Annotated in this window: 14 protein-coding genes; 7 read left to right on the top strand and 7 right to left on the bottom strand. The window is 71.4% G+C overall.

The window, feature by feature from the left end:
* Window positions 1-120: 120 nt before the first annotated feature.
* The gene (locus MNZ27_RS03100; protein WP_242392566.1) at window positions 121-1,167 is read right to left on the bottom strand and encodes a polyprenyl synthetase family protein; all 1,047 of its coding nucleotides are present in this window, start codon (window positions 1,165-1,167) and stop codon (window positions 121-123) included.
* A gap of 414 nt (window positions 1,168-1,581) precedes the next feature.
* On the opposite strand from MNZ27_RS03100, the gene MNZ27_RS03105 reads away from it, so the two are divergent.
* The 3 genes from MNZ27_RS03105 to asd all read left to right on the top strand — a co-directional run bounded on the left by MNZ27_RS03105 (window position 1,582) and on the right by asd (window position 6,039).
* Window positions 1,582-3,663 (top strand): FG-GAP repeat domain-containing protein, encoded by a 2,082-nt coding sequence (locus MNZ27_RS03105; protein WP_242392567.1) that lies wholly within the window; start codon window positions 1,582-1,584, stop codon window positions 3,661-3,663.
* Between the two features lie 259 nt (window positions 3,664-3,922).
* A complete protein-coding gene (gene truA, locus MNZ27_RS03110; protein WP_242392568.1) occupies window positions 3,923-4,660 on the top strand; it encodes a tRNA pseudouridine(38-40) synthase TruA in 738 nt (245 codons plus the stop codon).
* Window positions 4,661-4,950: 290 nt separating this feature from the next.
* Window positions 4,951-6,039 carry an aspartate-semialdehyde dehydrogenase gene (asd, locus tag MNZ27_RS03115; RefSeq protein WP_242392569.1) on the top strand — a complete coding sequence of 363 codons (1,089 nt, stop codon included), beginning with the start codon at window positions 4,951-4,953 and terminating at the stop codon, window positions 6,037-6,039.
* A gap of 433 nt (window positions 6,040-6,472) precedes the next feature.
* On the opposite strand, the gene feoB is transcribed toward asd, so the two are convergent.
* From feoB to MNZ27_RS03135, 4 genes are read right to left on the bottom strand one after another with little or no spacing between them, the layout of a single operon-like run.
* Window positions 6,473-8,686: a ferrous iron transport protein B gene (feoB, locus tag MNZ27_RS03120; RefSeq protein WP_242392570.1), complete on the bottom strand. Its 2,214-nt coding sequence runs from the start codon at window positions 8,684-8,686 to the stop codon at window positions 6,473-6,475.
* Window positions 8,683-8,916 (bottom strand): FeoA family protein, encoded by a 234-nt coding sequence (locus tag MNZ27_RS03125; protein WP_242392571.1) that lies wholly within the window; start codon window positions 8,914-8,916, stop codon window positions 8,683-8,685. Before MNZ27_RS03125 ends, feoB begins: the two co-directional genes overlap by 4 nt.
* On the bottom strand, window positions 8,913-9,146 hold the full coding sequence (locus MNZ27_RS03130; protein ID WP_242392572.1) for a FeoA family protein: 234 nt from the start codon (window positions 9,144-9,146) through the stop codon (window positions 8,913-8,915). Before MNZ27_RS03130 ends, MNZ27_RS03125 begins: the two co-directional genes overlap by 4 nt.
* Window positions 9,147-9,153: 7 nt before the next feature.
* Window positions 9,154-10,005 carry a hypothetical protein gene (locus tag MNZ27_RS03135; protein WP_242392573.1) on the bottom strand — a complete coding sequence of 284 codons (852 nt, stop codon included), beginning with the start codon at window positions 10,003-10,005 and terminating at the stop codon, window positions 9,154-9,156.
* Between MNZ27_RS03135 and MNZ27_RS03140 the strand changes: the two genes are divergently transcribed.
* The 4 genes from MNZ27_RS03140 to MNZ27_RS03155 all read left to right on the top strand — a co-directional run bounded on the left by MNZ27_RS03140 (window position 10,004) and on the right by MNZ27_RS03155 (window position 13,507).
* Entirely contained in the window at window positions 10,004-10,309 is a 306-nt protein-coding gene (locus MNZ27_RS03140; RefSeq protein WP_242392574.1) for a hypothetical protein, read from the top strand. The two genes, MNZ27_RS03135 and MNZ27_RS03140, sit on opposite strands and share 2 nt — an antisense overlap.
* 171 nt (window positions 10,310-10,480) lie before the next feature.
* Complete coding sequence (locus tag MNZ27_RS03145; RefSeq protein WP_308197900.1) at window positions 10,481-10,918, top strand: Fur family transcriptional regulator; 438 nt, start codon at window positions 10,481-10,483, stop codon at window positions 10,916-10,918.
* Window positions 10,919-11,317: 399 nt separating this feature from the next.
* A complete protein-coding gene (nrfH, locus tag MNZ27_RS03150; RefSeq protein WP_242392576.1) occupies window positions 11,318-11,773 on the top strand; it encodes a cytochrome c nitrite reductase small subunit in 456 nt (151 codons plus the stop codon).
* Window positions 11,774-11,818: 45 nt separating this feature from the next.
* Entirely contained in the window at window positions 11,819-13,507 is a 1,689-nt protein-coding gene (locus MNZ27_RS03155; protein WP_242392577.1) for an ammonia-forming cytochrome c nitrite reductase subunit c552, read from the top strand.
* 246 nt (window positions 13,508-13,753) lie between these two features.
* Here MNZ27_RS03155 and MNZ27_RS03160 read toward each other — a convergent pair whose 3' ends face one another.
* Together MNZ27_RS03160 and MNZ27_RS03165 are read right to left on the bottom strand one after the other, a co-directional pair.
* Window positions 13,754-14,128: a hypothetical protein gene (locus MNZ27_RS03160; protein ID WP_242392578.1), complete on the bottom strand. Its 375-nt coding sequence runs from the start codon at window positions 14,126-14,128 to the stop codon at window positions 13,754-13,756.
* Complete coding sequence (locus MNZ27_RS03165; RefSeq protein ID WP_242392579.1) at window positions 14,125-14,586, bottom strand: hypothetical protein; 462 nt, start codon at window positions 14,584-14,586, stop codon at window positions 14,125-14,127. Before MNZ27_RS03165 ends, MNZ27_RS03160 begins: the two co-directional genes overlap by 4 nt.
* Window positions 14,587-15,227: the final 641 nt, after the last annotated feature.

Consider the following 15,227-nt stretch of genomic DNA (forward strand, 5'->3'; position numbering starts at 1 on the left):
CCGCTGCGGCGCGCCGGCGTCAGGGGACGTCCGCGCCGCTTCTTCGGCTCAGACTCCGGTGTCGCTCATTTGACTCGCCTCGAGTTGCGTTCGCATGCTCGAAAAACAGCGAAAGGCGAGTCAGAACGCCCGCTCGGTCAGGGACGCCGCCGCCTCGTGGAGCGCCCGGCGGTGCACGCCGTCGGGGATCTCGTCCAGCGCGCTCATGGCGGCGACGGTGTGCTCGCGGGCGAGGGCCCGCGCGGCCTCGACGCCGCCGACCTTCTTCACCGACTCGAGCACGGCGCCGGCGACCGCCTCGGCCGGCTCGAGCCCGTCCACGACGCCGGAGAGCCGCTCGCGGAGCTTCGGGTCGGCCTCGCAGGCGCGGATGAGCGGGAGCGTCGCCTTCCCCTCGATGAGATCCGTGCCGAGCCGCTTGCCGAGGAGCACGGGATCGGCGGCGTAGTCGAGCGCGTCGTCCACGAGCTGGAACGCGATGCCGATCCCTTCGCCGAAGCGGACCAGCGCCTCGGGGATGCGGCCGCTCTCGCCGGCGGCCCAGGCGCCCGCGGCGGCCGCCCAGCCGAACAACGAGGCGGTCTTCCCCATGACCACCTCCATGTAGTCCTGCTCGGAGGCGGCGAACGAGCCGCGGAGCGAGAGCTGGAGCACCTCGCCCTCCACGAGCCGACGCATCGTCGAGAGGAGCGGCGGGAGCGCGGCGGCGCTGCCGTCCTCGGCGGAGACGATCTCGAGGGCGCGGGTGAGGAGCCAGTCGCCGGAGAGGACGGAGACCGCGTTCCCCCAGATCACCCGCGAGGCGGGCTGGCCCCGGCGCACCGGGCCGTCGTCGATCACGTCGTCGTGCAGCAGCGTGGCGGAGTGCGTCAGCTCGGCGGCGACGGCGTACGGCACCGCCGCGCGCATGTCCCCGCCGCAGGCGCCGCAGGAGAGGAGCGTCACCATCGGCCGGATCCGCTTCCCGCCGGCGGCGACGAGGTGGCGCGCGGCGGCCCGGAGCTTCTCCTCGGCGTCGTGCGTCGCGCGGGTGAGCTCCGTCTCCAGCTCGAAGAGGCTCTCGGCGAGCGACGGGACGTCGGCGAGGGCGGCCTGGGCGCGCTCGGGACGGACGCCGCGCTGCGCGCTCGAGTCGAGCTGCGCGAGGATGGCCTGCTCCTTCGCCATGCGACGACCTCCCGAACCGCCGTTCAAGAAAAGTTGAAGCGCGATATAGCGCGGGTTCCGTCGCGGGGTCAACGGAAGCCGGGCCCGCGCGCGACCCGCGCCGGCGCGGCTCGGGCGGACCCGGCCGCACCGCCCGGGACCGGATCGACCCGCCCGGCGTCCGCGCCGGAGCAAGGCGCTTCTCGCAGTGTGAAGGGAGGTTCCCTCCCGCGCCCACGGCACGACCCGCTTGCGTTCGGCGTCGCGGGGCAACACCTGCCGCCGGCGATCGTTGGCACACGCGACCGCGCCGTCGCGGGCGTGCGCTGCGACGCGAGCGGGTGCCCCCCGTCGGCTCGCGGGCGCACCCGCTGGCGCGCGCGGTGCACCGAGGAGCGCGCGCGCCCTCGGTCGGGCGCGCGGGGGGCAGGCACCGTGGACGGACGCGGAAACCGGCTCGGTGGTGTCGCCGTGCTCGCGGTGGCGCAGCTCGTCGTGGGCTGCGGGGGCGGCACGCACAAGGACTGCCCGGCCGGGCAGCTCCGGCAGGGGGACGGCTGCGTCGCCGCCCCGGTCTGCGCCGCCGGCACCCAGCAGTGCGGCGGGATCTGCTGCGCGTCGGACCAGACCTGCGCGGAGCCGGGCGTCTGTCGCGGCAAGCCGTGCAGCGCCTCCAGCGACTGCAGCGCGCAGCAGACGTGCAAGAGCGGGTCCTGCATGACCTCGGACCCGTCGTGCCGGTTCGTCCCGGAGAAGGGGCCGTTCGCGCCGCGCGTCGCCTGGGAGTGGACCGGCTCGAGCGTGCTGTCCGAGTACCGCGACGTGCTCATGACGCCGGTGGTGGTGCCGCTCCGGCCGGCGACGGCGGGCGACGTGTTCACCCCGCCGCAGGTGGTCTTCAACAGCATCCGCGGCGACCTCGGCGCCGCCGAGGAGGTGCCCGGCGTGATGCGGTCCGTCCGCGGCGACACGGGCGCTCTCCTCTGGACGAGCGACCCCGATCACCTCGTGAACGGGCTCACCGGGATCGCGGCGGGCGACCTGCGCGGCGACGGGCACCTCGTCTTCGTGACCGGCCGCTTCTCCGGGTTCGACCCGTCGAAGGACGGCGTGGTGGCCTTCGACGACCAGGGGCGCTTCCTCTGGGAGACCGTCGGGCCGCGCATCCGGTGGGGCGCCCCGACGATGGCGAACCTCACCGGCGGTCCGCGCGGGAACGTGATCGTCGGCGCCATCGTGCTGGACGCGGACGGGAAGGTCGTCTGCCAGGGGACGTCCGGGCAGGGCTCGAACTTCATGGGGCCGATCTCGGTCGTCGCCGACGTGGATCTCGACGGGAAGCCGGAGATCGTCGCCGGGAACACCGTCTACGACGCGGCCTGCCAGCCGAAGCCGGGGTGGCCGGCGCGGCAGCCGGACGGATCGCTCTGGGACGACGGCACCGTCGCCGTGGCGGACTTCACCGGCGACGATCACCCCGAGATCGTGGTGGTGGGCGCCGGGTTCGTGCGGCTGCACGACTTCCAGGGGAACCTGCTCTGGGGACCGGCGCCGCTCCCGGGGGGCGGCGGCGGCCCGCCCACGGTGGCGGACTTCGACGCCGACGGAGCGCTCGAGATCGGCGTCGCCTCGAAGCTCACCTACTCCGTGTTCAAGCCGTTCGCGGCGAACCCGGTGCTCTGGTCGCGGCCGACGCAGGACCACTCGGAGGTGACCGCCAGCTCGGTGTTCGACTTCATGAACGACGGCCACTCGCAGGTGGTGTACGGGGACGAGTGCTACACGCACGTCTACGACGGCGCGACCGGGGACCCGCTCTTCGAGGCGGAGAACCCGAGCTGCACCACGCAGGAGAACCCGGTGATCGCCGACGTCAACCGGGACGGGCGCGCCGAGATCGTGGTGGCGACCAACTCGGTCTGCGCGTACGTGTGCCCGTGGGGCAACCAGTACGGCTCGAGCAAGAAGGGGATCACCGTCTACAAGGATCTGAACGATCGCTGGGTCGGGACGCGCCCGCTCTGGAACCAGCACGCCTACAGCGTGACCAACGTCGAGGACGACGGCCGGCTGCCCTGGCCGATCCCGAACTTCTGGCAGATGGCCGGGCTGAACGCCTTCCGGAAGAACCCGGTGGGCGATCCGAACTACTCGGCGCCGGACCTCGCCGTCGAGTCGCGCGACGTCACGGTGGACCTCTCCTCGTGCCCGGGGGCGCTCGTCGTGACGGCGCGGGTCTGGAACCGCGGCGCGGTGCCCGTCGCCGAAGGGGTGCCGGTCACCTTCAGGGCGGATCCGGCCGGCGCGGCGTACGTGACCGTCTCGACGACGACCACGATCCTCCCCGGAGGCTTCGAGGACGTGACCATCCGGATCGCGCCCCCGCCGCGCACGCCGGTGGGCGTCCAGGTCGAGGTCGATCGCGACGCGAGCGGGAAGGGCGTGGTGGGCGAGTGCGACGAGTCGAACAACGTCGCGAAGGCGGGAGACGCCTTCTGCGCGGCGGGCGGGCTGTGATCGGCGACCGGTCTCCGCGGTCTCCGCGAGCGGGAAACCGACGATCCGTGTTCCGTCACCGTGACCGTGACCGTGACCGTCTCCGTGCCCGCCTCCCGTGTCCCGTTTCCCTTGGCCCGTATCTCCGTCGGATCACGGGGATCGGGGCCACGGGCCACGGGAACCGGTTCACGGGTCACGCCAGGCCGGTGACGGTGACGGGCACGGGTACGACGGGTGCGGGTTCGGATTCGGTGAGACGGGTGCTAAGTTCGCCTCCGTGTCAGTGGTGAAGCTCATCGTCGAGTACGAGGGCACCCGCTACGTCGGGTGGCAGGTCCAGCCGAACGGCCCGTCGGTGCAGGCGGAGATCGAGCGGGCGCTCGCCACCCTGCACGAGGGGCCGCGCCGCGTCACCGCCGCGGGACGCACCGACGCCGGGGTGCACGCGCGGGGGCAGGTGGTGTCCTTCCCGGAGGACCATCCGCTCCCGGAGAAGGCCTACGTGCGCGGTATGAACGCGCTGCTGCCGGCGGACGTCGCGGTGCGCGCGGCGAGCCTCGAGCCGGACGGCTTCGACGCCCGCCGCAGCGCCCGCGGGAAGCGCTACCGCTACGTGATCGAGAACGTGGACACCCGCGCGCCGCTCACCCGGCGGGTCGCCTGGCAGATCTTCCAGCCGCTGGACGTCGCGGCCATGCGGGCGGCCGCCTCGCCCCTCGTCGGCCGGCACGACTTCGCCGCCTTCCAGGCCTCGGACTGCGCCTGCGCTCACGCGGTGCGCGAGGTGCGCCGGCTCGAGGTCCTCGGCGAGGCCGGGGGGCGGATCGAGGTCGTGGTCGAGGCGACCGCCTTCGTGAAGCACATGGTCCGCAACATCGTCGGCACCCTGGTCGAGGTCGGCCGGGGGAAGCGGGCCGCCGGGAGCATTCCGACCCTCATCGAGTCGCGTGACCGGACCCTCGCGGGCCCCACCGCGCCGCCGCAGGGGCTGTGCCTGGAGGAGGTCTTTTATTGATCCCGTGACCGTCCCCTGTCCCCGCGTGGGGTGCCTCGCGTGGCCCCCGTGGCCCCGACAGCCTGCCTGCCATGCGGGTACAGGAGGCGGCCAAGGGACCCGGGGGATATCGGGGCACGGGCCAGGGACACGGGAGGCGGGGTCACGGGTACGGGTGCGGGTACGCGTGCGGGTACGCGTGCGGGTACGCGTGCGGGTACGCGTGCGGGCACATGGGACCTCGACCCGGGCAGAGCTCCCCCGCTCCCCGTGTTACACTTCCTGACTTTCACCTTCCCGGAGGCCCCCGGATGTCGCAGAAGAAGCTCAAGGTCGGCGTGCTCGGCGCGACCGGCATGGTCGGGCAGCGGTTCGTCTCGCTCCTCGAGAACCACCCCTGGTTCGAGGTGACGCTCGTCGCGGCGAGCGCCAACTCCGCCGGCCAGAAGTACGCGGACGCGGTGAAGGGGCGCTGGGCGATGAAGGGCGCGATCCCGGCCGCCACCGCCGCCCTCACCGTGAAGAACGCGTCGGACGTCGCCGCGATCTCCGACGCCGTGGACTTCGTCTTCTGCGCGGTGGACATGACGAAGGAGGAGACGGCGAGGCTCGAGGAGGACTACGCCCGGCACGAGACCCCGGTCGTCTCCAACAACTCCGCCCACCGCGCCACGCCCGACGTGCCGATGATGATCCCGGAGATCAACCCGGAGCACGTCCAGGTGATCGCGGCGCAGCGCAAGCGGCTCGGCGCGCGGCGCGGGTTCATCGTGGTGAAGCCGAACTGCTCGATCCAGAGCTACGTCCCGGCGATCCACCCGCTCCTCGAGTTCGGCCCGAGGAAGATCGCGGTCTGCACCTACCAGGCGATCTCCGGCGCCGGGAAGACCTTCGAGTCCTGGCCCGAGATGGTGGACAACGTGATCCCGTTCATCAAGGGGGAGGAGGAGAAGTCCGAGAAGGAGCCGATGAAGATCTGGGGCCGCGTCGAGGGCGACCGGATCGTCGCCGCCCGCGATCCGGTGATCAGCTCGCAGTGCATCCGGGTGCCCGTCACCGACGGTCACCTGGCCGCGGTGTTCGTCCAGTTCGACCGGAAGCCCTCGCGGGAGGAGGTCCTCGCGCGCTGGAGGAGCTTCGCCGGCAAGCCGCAGCAGCTCGGGCTCCCCTCCGCGCCGAAGCCGTTCCTCACCTACTTCGAGGACGACTCCCGGCCCCAGACCCGGCTCGATCGCGACGCGGGGAACGGCCAAGGCGTGACCATCGGCCGCCTCCGCCCCGACGCGATCTTCGACTACCGGTTCGTCGCCCTGTCGCACAACACGGTGCGCGGCGCCGCCGGCGGCGCGGTGCTGACGGCCGAGTTGCTCGCGTCCGAGGGGTACCTCCAGGCGAAGTAGCTCCGGCCGCCTCGCGCCGCCGCGTCCGGGCGGCGGCGCGGGCCCGCCGTCGGCCTGAGAGCTCGCGCGGGGTGAGACCGCTCGCCTTCGCGCACTTCTCGCGGCCCCAACGTCTACTACTCGAGCGCGCACGAAGCGCCCGCCCCCGGGCGCCCGAGCTGGCGACGATGCGGCGAGGTCCCGGTCTCGGAGACGACCGGGACCCCGGGTCCTCCTCATGCGTCGGTGCGCGGCGGTGCGTCCTCGCCAGCGGCTGGTCGCCGGGGCTGGCCCAGACGCACCAGCTCGGCCGGCTCGCGCGGCGGCGGGCGCCGACACCCGCCGGACGCGCAGCCGTGGCATGCCCCCTGGTTCTTCCAGACGGAGCGGTAGAGAAGGTACACGGCTGCCGAGAGGATCAGCACGGAGGCGAGGAAATCGCTGGCTCCCACGGTCAACCCCCCAGCCCGAGGAGGCGTCCGCCCTCATGAACGAGGAGCGCCGCCACCCAGGCGAGCGCCGTCTGATACGCGAACGCCACCCCGAACCACTTCCACCCGCCGAACTCCTGACGCATGGCGATCGCGACCACGACGCATGGCATGTAGAGGAGCACGAACACCATGAAGCCGAAGGCGGTGAGCGGCGTGAACGCTCCCCGGAGCGCGCCCTTGAGCGCGGAGTGGTCCTCCTTCTCCTCGAACGACAGCGAGGAGATGCCGACGGTGGAGACGACGTTGCCGACCGACTCCCCCACGGCCGCGCCGAAGGACGTCACGATCTCCTTCAGGTCCTCGCCCAGCGTCGGAGCCTCCTCCGCGTGCTCGGGCGCCGGCGCGTAGATCTCGCCCATCGTCCCGACCACGATCTCCTTGGCGATGACGCCGGTGATGAGCGACGAGGCCGCCTCCCAGGTGCCGAAGCCGAGCGGCGCGAGCGCAGGCGCCATCACCTGCCCCGCCTTCCCGAGGTAAGAGTCCTTCTTGCTCTCGACGCCCCAGGGGAGGTGGAGCAGGAACCAGACGATGACGGAGACCGCCAGGATGTACGTCCCCGCCTTCGTGAGGAAGTGCTTCCCCTTCTCCCAGGTGTGGAGACAGAGGCTCCGGAAGGAAGGCATGCGGTATGGCGGGAGCTCCATGATGAACGCGGGGGCGTCGCCGCGGAACAGCGTCCGCTTGAAGACCACCCCCATGACGAGGGCGAGGACGATGCCGATGACGTAGAGGGACCAGATCACGGTGCCCGGGTTCTGCGGGAAGAAGGCGCCGACGAAGACGACGTACACGGGGAGCCGGGCGCCGCAGGACATGAGCGGGACGAGGAGGGCGGTGAGCACCTTGTCACGCTGGTTCTCGAGCGTCCTCGTGGCGTAGACGCCCGGGACGTTGCAGCCGAAGCCGAGCACCATCGGAATGAAGGACTTTCCGTGCAGCCCCACGGCGTGCATCGCCTTGTCCATGACGAAGGCGGCGCGGGCCATGTAGCCGGAACCTTCGAGCAGGGTGATGAAGAACATCATCGCGAAGATGACCGGCACGAACACGAGGACGAATCCCACGCCCGAGATGATGCCGTCGTTCACGAGCGACACCGTCCAGCCTGGCGCCCCGACGCCGCCGAGGAGGGTCGCCGCCCACCGTTTGAACGGACCGCTCGTCATCCCCTGGATCCACTCGCCGAAGGGCGACGAGAGATCGAACGTGAGCTTGAAGACGATCCACATCGTGGCGAGGAAGATGGGGATGCCGAGGAAGCGATTCAGGACGATCCGGTCGATTCGCTCGGTGAGCTCGATCTTCTGGAGCTCGGGCTTTTGCAGGACCTCGCGCGCGAGGCCCGCGGCGAGCGCGTAGCGCGCCTCCGCGAGGAGCGCCTCGAGGTCCTCCCCGTGGGCGGTGCGGAGGTGCTCGAGGGTCGCCGCGGCGAAGGCGTCGCGATCGAGCGAGGTCTCGGCGCTGACGCGCTCGTCGTCCTCGAGCACCTTCAAGGCGAGCCAGCGGAGCGGGTATCGATCGACGAGTTGCGGGTGCCGTGCGACCAGCTCGCGCGCGACGTCGCGTACGGCCGCGTCGAGGTCCGGACCGTAGGAGAGGTCGACGGGCTTGCGTGCACCGCGCGCGAGCGCGGTCCCGACCATCGCCTCGAGGAGCTGCTCGAGCCCCTTCTTCTTCGTCGCGGAGGTCGGCACGACCCGGATGCCGAGCCGCTCCTCGATGCGGCGCACGTCGATGCGGTATCCCTTCGCCTCGGCCTCGTCGTGGATGTTCAGCGCCATCACGACGGGAATGCCGAGCTCGAGGAGCTGCACCGTGAGATAGAGGTTGCGTTCGAGGTTCGTCGCGTCGACGACGTTCACGATGACGTCTGGACGCTCGTGGGCGAGGTAGTCGCGCGCGACGATCTCCTCCTGGGAGTAAGGCGAGAGGGAGTAGGTCCCGGGAAGATCGACGAGGCGGATGTGCCGACCGGCGTGCTCGAACGACGCCTCCTTCTTCTCCACCGTGACGCCGGGCCAGTTGCCGACCTGGAGCCGCGTGCCAGCGATCGCGTTGATGAGCGTGGACTTGCCGGAGTTCGGATTGCCCGCGACGGCCACCGTGATGGCGCGGGCGTCGCCCGGCGGATCGGCGGCCGCGGAGGTGCGCAGCTTCGGCGCGGCGGTCACGATTTCACCTCCACCATGATGCCTTCCGCTTCCTTCTTGCGGAGCGACAGGTAGTAGCTCCGGACGCGCACCTCGATCGGATCGCCGAGCGGCGCGACCTTCTCGACCAGGACCTCGGCGCCTGGGAGGAGCCCCATGTCCATGAGTCGCCGCTTCATCGCGCCGGTCGATCCGATCGCCGTGATGCGGCCGGTTTCTCCGACCGCGAGCCTCGCCAGGTTCGTGTTCACGCAGTCCTCACCTTGATCTTCATGGCCACGCCTCGATCGATCGCGATGCGCGACTCGTCGACCTTCACCAGGAGCGGGCCGGCGCCGTTGTTCAGCATCAGCACGCGCTTGCCGATCCGAAGGCCCATGTCCTCGGCGCGCGCCGCGCCAGTCTTCTGATCCGCACCCGCGACTGCGACGATCTCCCCGACTTCGCCATCACCCAGGAGCCCGAGCGGCAGCATCGCCATCCCCCACTCACGTCCGGGAGTTCGCCGCCGGTTCGGGCGCGGTGGGGCCCGCGAGGCGGAACGGGTGCTCGAAGCTCAGGTAGAAGAAGAGGCCGTTGTCGCCGCGGCTCGGCCCGACCCCGATCGGAACGGAGAAGCCCGGCACGATCTGGAGCCCGCCGATGTCGAGCGCGGCGCGCAGGCCAGGGTTCACGGTCAGGCTCTCGGTGCGGAGGTTCCCGTCGCGCGCGGCGATGTCGGTCGACGAGTACACCGCCTCGACCAGGAAGTTCAGGTTGTGGTGTGCGAGCCAGATCAGGCTCTGCCCGACCGTGAAGCTGGCCAGGTTGCCGTGACCGAGAGCCGTCTGCGCGGAGGGCACGAACCTGCCGCCGAGGTTCACGTGGGACACGAAGCGGTCGGACAGCACGACGCTGAGTGGCAGGTTCACCTCGCCCCCGGCGCCGCCGTTGCCGAGCCCGCGCCGGCCGTCGCCTGTCGGGAGGACGGCCGAGAGCCGCGGGGCGAACGCCACCGGCGTCTCGCCGCTACCGACCGCCTGCCACCTGTAGTTGAGGAGGACGTCGCCGACGCCGCGCGTGCCGGGCCCGGCACGCAGGTCGGAGAAGTTGAACGTGACGCTCGCCTGGTGCGTCTGGCCACGGACCGGCCACTCCTCGGTGAAGGAGTAGCCCCACGCGCCGGTCTCGAGGGATCGATTGAACGTGCTGATGTGCTGAATGACGCCCGGCTCCTGGTTGTAGGCCTCCTCGACGAGGAAGCTGTTGTCCTGGATCGGACCGTCGCCCGCGGACGCGGCAGCGGGGAGAGAGGCCGAGACGGCCAAGGCGAGAAGGGTGAAGAGTCGGTTCACGGGCATGCTGGGCTCCCTGCGTTTCGAGTGGGCCGGCGTGTGGGGGCGGCGGCGGGATCGCATCAACGATTCTGACAGTCACTTTCATTATCAGGACGACGAGGGGCGATCCTTGACCGCGGTCAACGGTGCGCAGGAGCGCGACGCGCGCGAAGGCTCGATCGCGCGCGAGCGACGGAGGCGGACGCTGGCTCTGCGTGCGGCGCCTGCCGGCTCGCCGATCGCGCGGATTCACGCTGGCGAACGCTCGGATCCTGCAGCAGGCGGCAACGTCCGAAAGGCCGGCGGCGTCCTCGTCGAGGCCGCCTGATCGGGAAGGAGCCCAGCGCCCCGTCCGCTGGTGGTCCGGGGCGACGCGTCCGCGTGGAAACTCGCTCACCGCTGCGGTACGGTGCCCTCCTCGAGGTTGCCCGTGCCGCGTTCTCCCGCCACCCCGCCCCGACCCGCCCGATCTGCGCCGGAGAAGGACGTCTCGGCGCGCGTGTCAGCGCTCTCTGCCCGCCTGAAGGCGCGGGGTCTCAAGCATTCGGCCGTGCGCGACGTGATCCTCGACGAGTTCTTCCGCGCCGGGACCCACGTCTCCATCGAGCAGCTCCTCGAGCGCGTGCGCAAGCGGGAGCCGGCGACGGGCTACTCCACGGTCTACCGGACGCTCCGGCTCCTGGTCGAGAGCGGCGACGCGACCGAGCGGGACTTCGGTGGCGCGCATGCTCTGTTCGAGCCCGCGGATTCGCACCACCACGATCATGTCGTCTGCGTCGAGTGCGGGGCGGTCCGGGAGTTCGAGGAGAAGGCGATCGAGGAGCTCCAGGAGAAGGTCGCCCGGCGGCTCGGATTCCGGATCACGTCTCATCGACTCGAGCTGTACGGCCTGTGCTCGTCATGTGCGGCGGCGGGACGTGCCGGGCGGGCCCCGTAAGTCCGTCGCGGCTCCGATCATCAGACCTCGGTTCCGCTCGCCGCGGTGTGGGAGGCGCCGGACGGAGCCACCCTCCAGGCGCCCGCGGAGCGGCTCCTCGGAGGGTGCTCCGAGCTTCTCGGGGTGTTCCCGACGTTCGTCGGCGAGGACGCGGGCGCCTGAGTTCGGCCTCCGCTCGTAGGCCGCGCTCGCGCTCCGCGTCCGCGCTGCGGCAACTGGCCGCACACCGGCCCTCCCGGAGCCGGGCACGTCGGCGAGGTCGGGTGCGCGCATCCGAACGCTGCGCCGCCCATCCGTTCCCACCCCCGGCCGTTCACGGTCCCGTAGGATTGCGGGGCCGGCGCGTCCCCGAGCGTCGGCGCGCGGTTCGAGGAGAGCGACGGCGACCTCGAGGACTCCATGACGACGAGCCGCGGCACGACCCTTCTCCCGATCCCGCTCACGCTGGCCGCGGTCGCTGGCGTCGCCCTCGGCATGGGCGCCTACGCCTTCCAGTACGCGAAGGGCTCCTCGTACGTCGGCAACGATCCCGCGACGTGCGCCAACTGCCACGTGATGGCGAGCCACTACGCGGGCTGGCAGGCCGCGCCGCACCACCGCGTGGCGACCTGCAACGACTGCCACACGCCCGCCGGCCCGATCTCGAAGTACGTGGTGAAGGCGCTGAACGGGTACCACCACTCCATGGCGTTCACCCTCGGCGGCTACCCCGACGTGATCCGCGCGCGGCCAGAGAGCAGCGCCGTCGTCGAGGCGAACTGCCGCCGCTGCCACGCAGCCCTCGTCGAGAACGTCGCGCACGGCGAGGGCGTCTCCTGCGTCCGCTGTCACGCCTCCGTCGGCCACCTTCGCTGATCCACTCCTCACGCTGCACCGCACCTCAGCAGAAGGAGCAACGTCATGTCCGCCGCCCCACAGCCCCAGCCGCAGCGCGGGCTCCTCGTCGCGCTCGTCGTCGGCGTCTTCGCCCTCGTGGCGGTCGGCGTCGCCGCGCTGCTCGTCAACGTCGCCGAGCGCAAGGAGCAGGCGAAGTACGCGTACGTCAAGCTCGTCGAGGTCACCGAGAACGACACGGACCCGGCCAAGTGGGGCAACAACTGGCCCCGCGAGTACGACGGCTACAGGCGCACCGCGGAGCCGACCAGCACGAAGTACGGCGGCGCCGCCGGCGCGAGCGAGAGCCAGCCCGCGCCGGAGAAGGCGGACCGCGATCCCTGGCTGAAGCGGATCTTCGCCGGCTACCTGTTCGCGGTGGACTACCGCGACCGGCGCGGCCACGCCTTCATGCTCACCGACCAGGAGAAGACGAAGCGGAACGTGCCCGCCGAGGGGAAGCAGTCCGGCAACTGCCTCCACTGCCACGGCTCGATCACGCCGCTCTACCGGAAGCTCGGGAAGGAGGCCGCGCCGCAGGCGAGCGAGGCCGAGCAGCTCCAGGCCGGCCTCGCCCAGGTCGGGGAGATGGGCTACTGGGACGCGCACAAGGCGCTGGAGCAGATCTCCCCCGGCGGCAAGGCGCACCCCGTCTCCTGCGTGGACTGCCACGACCCGCAGTCGATGGAGCTCCGGGTGACGCGCCCGGGCTTCATCGCCGGGATCCAGAAGCTCGCCGCCTCGAGCGCGGACGTCTCGCACCTCCCCTCGATCGAGCGCTGGCGCAAGGGCGACCGCGCGCGGCCCTACGATCCGAACCGCGACGGCACGCGCCAGGAGAAGCGCTCGTACGTCTGCGGCCAGTGCCACGTCGAGTACTTCTGCGGCAAGGGGATGACCCTGCTCTTCCCGTGGGGCGAGGGGCTCGAGGCCGAGCAGATGGAGCACCTGTACGACGGGATGCAGGTGAAGGGCGAGCGCTTCAAGGACTGGACCCACGCCGAGACCGGCTTCGAGCTCCTGAAGGCGCAGCACCCCGAGTTCGAGATGTGGAGCCAGGGCATCCACGCGCGGAGCGGCGTGTCCTGCCCGGACTGCCACATGCCCTACAAGCGCGAGGGCGCGCAGAAGATCTCGGAGCACTGGGTGCGCAGCCCGCTCCTCGAGCTGAACCGGTCCTGCGCCGGGTGCCACCCGTACGGCGACGACGAGCTCAAGGCGCGCGTCCTCGGGATCCAGGACCGCCACTTCGCGCTCCTCACCCGCGCCGGGAAGGCCGCCGTGGGGATGATCGACGCGATCGTCGCGGTCCGGAGGCCCTACGACGGCGAGGCCCGCGAGGCGGCGGCCGCGAAGGCGAGGGCGACGCTCGAGAAGCAGGAGGCCTTCCTGAAGCTGCCGAAGGACGAGCAGGACAAGAAGCTTGCCGCGGAGACGAAGGCGAACCTCCTCGCAGCCTGGCGCGAGGTCGTGAAGAGGACGCCTGCGCTCCAGGAGCTCGAGGAGCTGCAGCGCGCCGCGCAATGGCGCCTCGACCTGGTGGCCGCCGAGAACTCGATGGGCTTCCACGCGCCGCAGGAGATGGCGCGCCTGCTCGGCGAGTCGATCGACCTGTCGCGCCAGGCCGAGGTGAAGGCGGCGCAGCTCACCGGCGGCAAGCTCGCGCTCGCTCCGGCGGGCTCGTCCACGGCCGTGGTCGCCGGGGGCGCGAAGTAGCCCGACGAAGACGAAGCGACCGCCCCGCACCGCCCGCGCCGGCTCCGGCTGGTGCGGGCGGCGGTGCCGGGCGACGCAGGCGGCCCTGCCGACAGCGGCCGGGCTCGATGAGCGGCGCTCCCGTGCCGAGCTCGGCAGCCTTCGGCGCTCGAAAGCGCTCGGTATTGGAGCTCGGCAGTCGCCGCGCCGCCGAGGATACGCGCCAGGACAGCAAGCGTTCGCCGCCGTCGGGTGGCTGCAGCGCCGTCACTTGGGCGGCGACAGCTTGATCACTGTCGCCCAGACGTGCAGGTGGCTCATCTCGGCCACCGACGTCTGGAGGTGGTCGTCGATGACGACGCCATCTCCCCCGAGGGCACACGCCTTCTTCTTCAGCTCCGCGTACCCCTCGTGCTCGAGCGTGGCGGTCCCGCCGAAGAGGCGGTTCTGCGCGATGTGCGACTCGACCTTCCCGAGGGTCTCGAAGGGGACGCTCGGCTTCTCGGCCTCGAAGAACCGGATCTCGCAGTTCTCCTCCCGCGCCGCGCGGGCGGCCGTCGTGGGATCGACGCGCGTGGTCGTGGCGCACGCCGCCGTGACGGCGGCGAGCGCCAGGATGGCCCTACGCAGGGACGCGCTCACTTCTTCGTGGCCAGCTCGACCATCTTGTCGACGATCTCGCACGACCAGCCCCGCTGGCCTGCGCCGCCCACGAACCCGGTCTTGGTCGCCGCGGTGACGAAGGTCTGCGACGCGTCCACCGCCTTCCACGTCACCATCAGCTCCTCGCCGCCACTGCCGACGAACACGCCGACGTGCCGGTTGCGCTGGGCCGCGATGGACCCGTCGGTGGCGGCGGTCACGGTCGAGTCCAGAGCCGCGACGACCTTGCCCGCGATGTCCTGGGTCCGCGGCGCGTCCGCGCCGAGCAGCACCGCGGAGTCGTAGCAGCCTTCGTCCTTCACCGGGACGTTCAGCTCGTAGGCGTCGGTCTTGTACGCGTGCGTGGTGGTCAGCGTCCCGGCGCAGCCGGCAAACGCGAGCACACCGAGCAGCAGGCCCACGCGGACGGTAGCGGGGACGGAGTGCGGTCCAGGCATGTCGAGTTCCCCCAGGTGATTTGGTGAATTCCGCGAGCGGAGGCGATGGACACGCGAGGACCACCGCACCGCTCGTCGCACTGAAACTATACGTGACGGGCCATCGGTCGCCTACAGGATCCTTCCAATCCCTGGCGACACGACGTGAAGTCGCGACCTCGCGGGTTCGGCTCGCGTGCGGGTTCGGGCTCGTGCCGATTGGAGAAGGCCCGGTCGCGAAGCGAAGCGCGCGAGGTCACGGGCCCCGCGCAGCGGAGGTGGGGCCCCGACGCCCTTCGACTGGCTCAGGGCGGCGGGGCGGAGGCGCAGCCTCCGGTGTCTAAACCGTCGCGGGGTGGAGGGACCCCGCCGCAGGCCTGATCATTCATCACATCGTCCCAGTCCCGCATCCGCTCCGCGAGGCGTTTCGTGCTGGGGGGCCGCAAGTACGAGCGCACTTGCACGGCGAGCGTGGACTGGCTCGGGAAGGAGGTAGAGGCCGGAGCGTCGCCCCCGGGCGGGGACCGGAGTGACAAGATCGGCCCCGAAGAAGCCCGTGCTTCACCGGCATGATGGAGGCGTTCGCCGCGGCTCTCGACCGGTCCACCGTCGTGGGGGGCGACAGGAGAGCTGGAGCAGTCCGGTGGCCGGCCGTCGATCCC

The organism is Anaeromyxobacter oryzisoli (genome assembly GCF_022690765.1).
In the GTDB taxonomy this organism is placed as follows: domain Bacteria; phylum Myxococcota; class Myxococcia; order Myxococcales; family Anaeromyxobacteraceae; genus Anaeromyxobacter; species Anaeromyxobacter oryzisoli.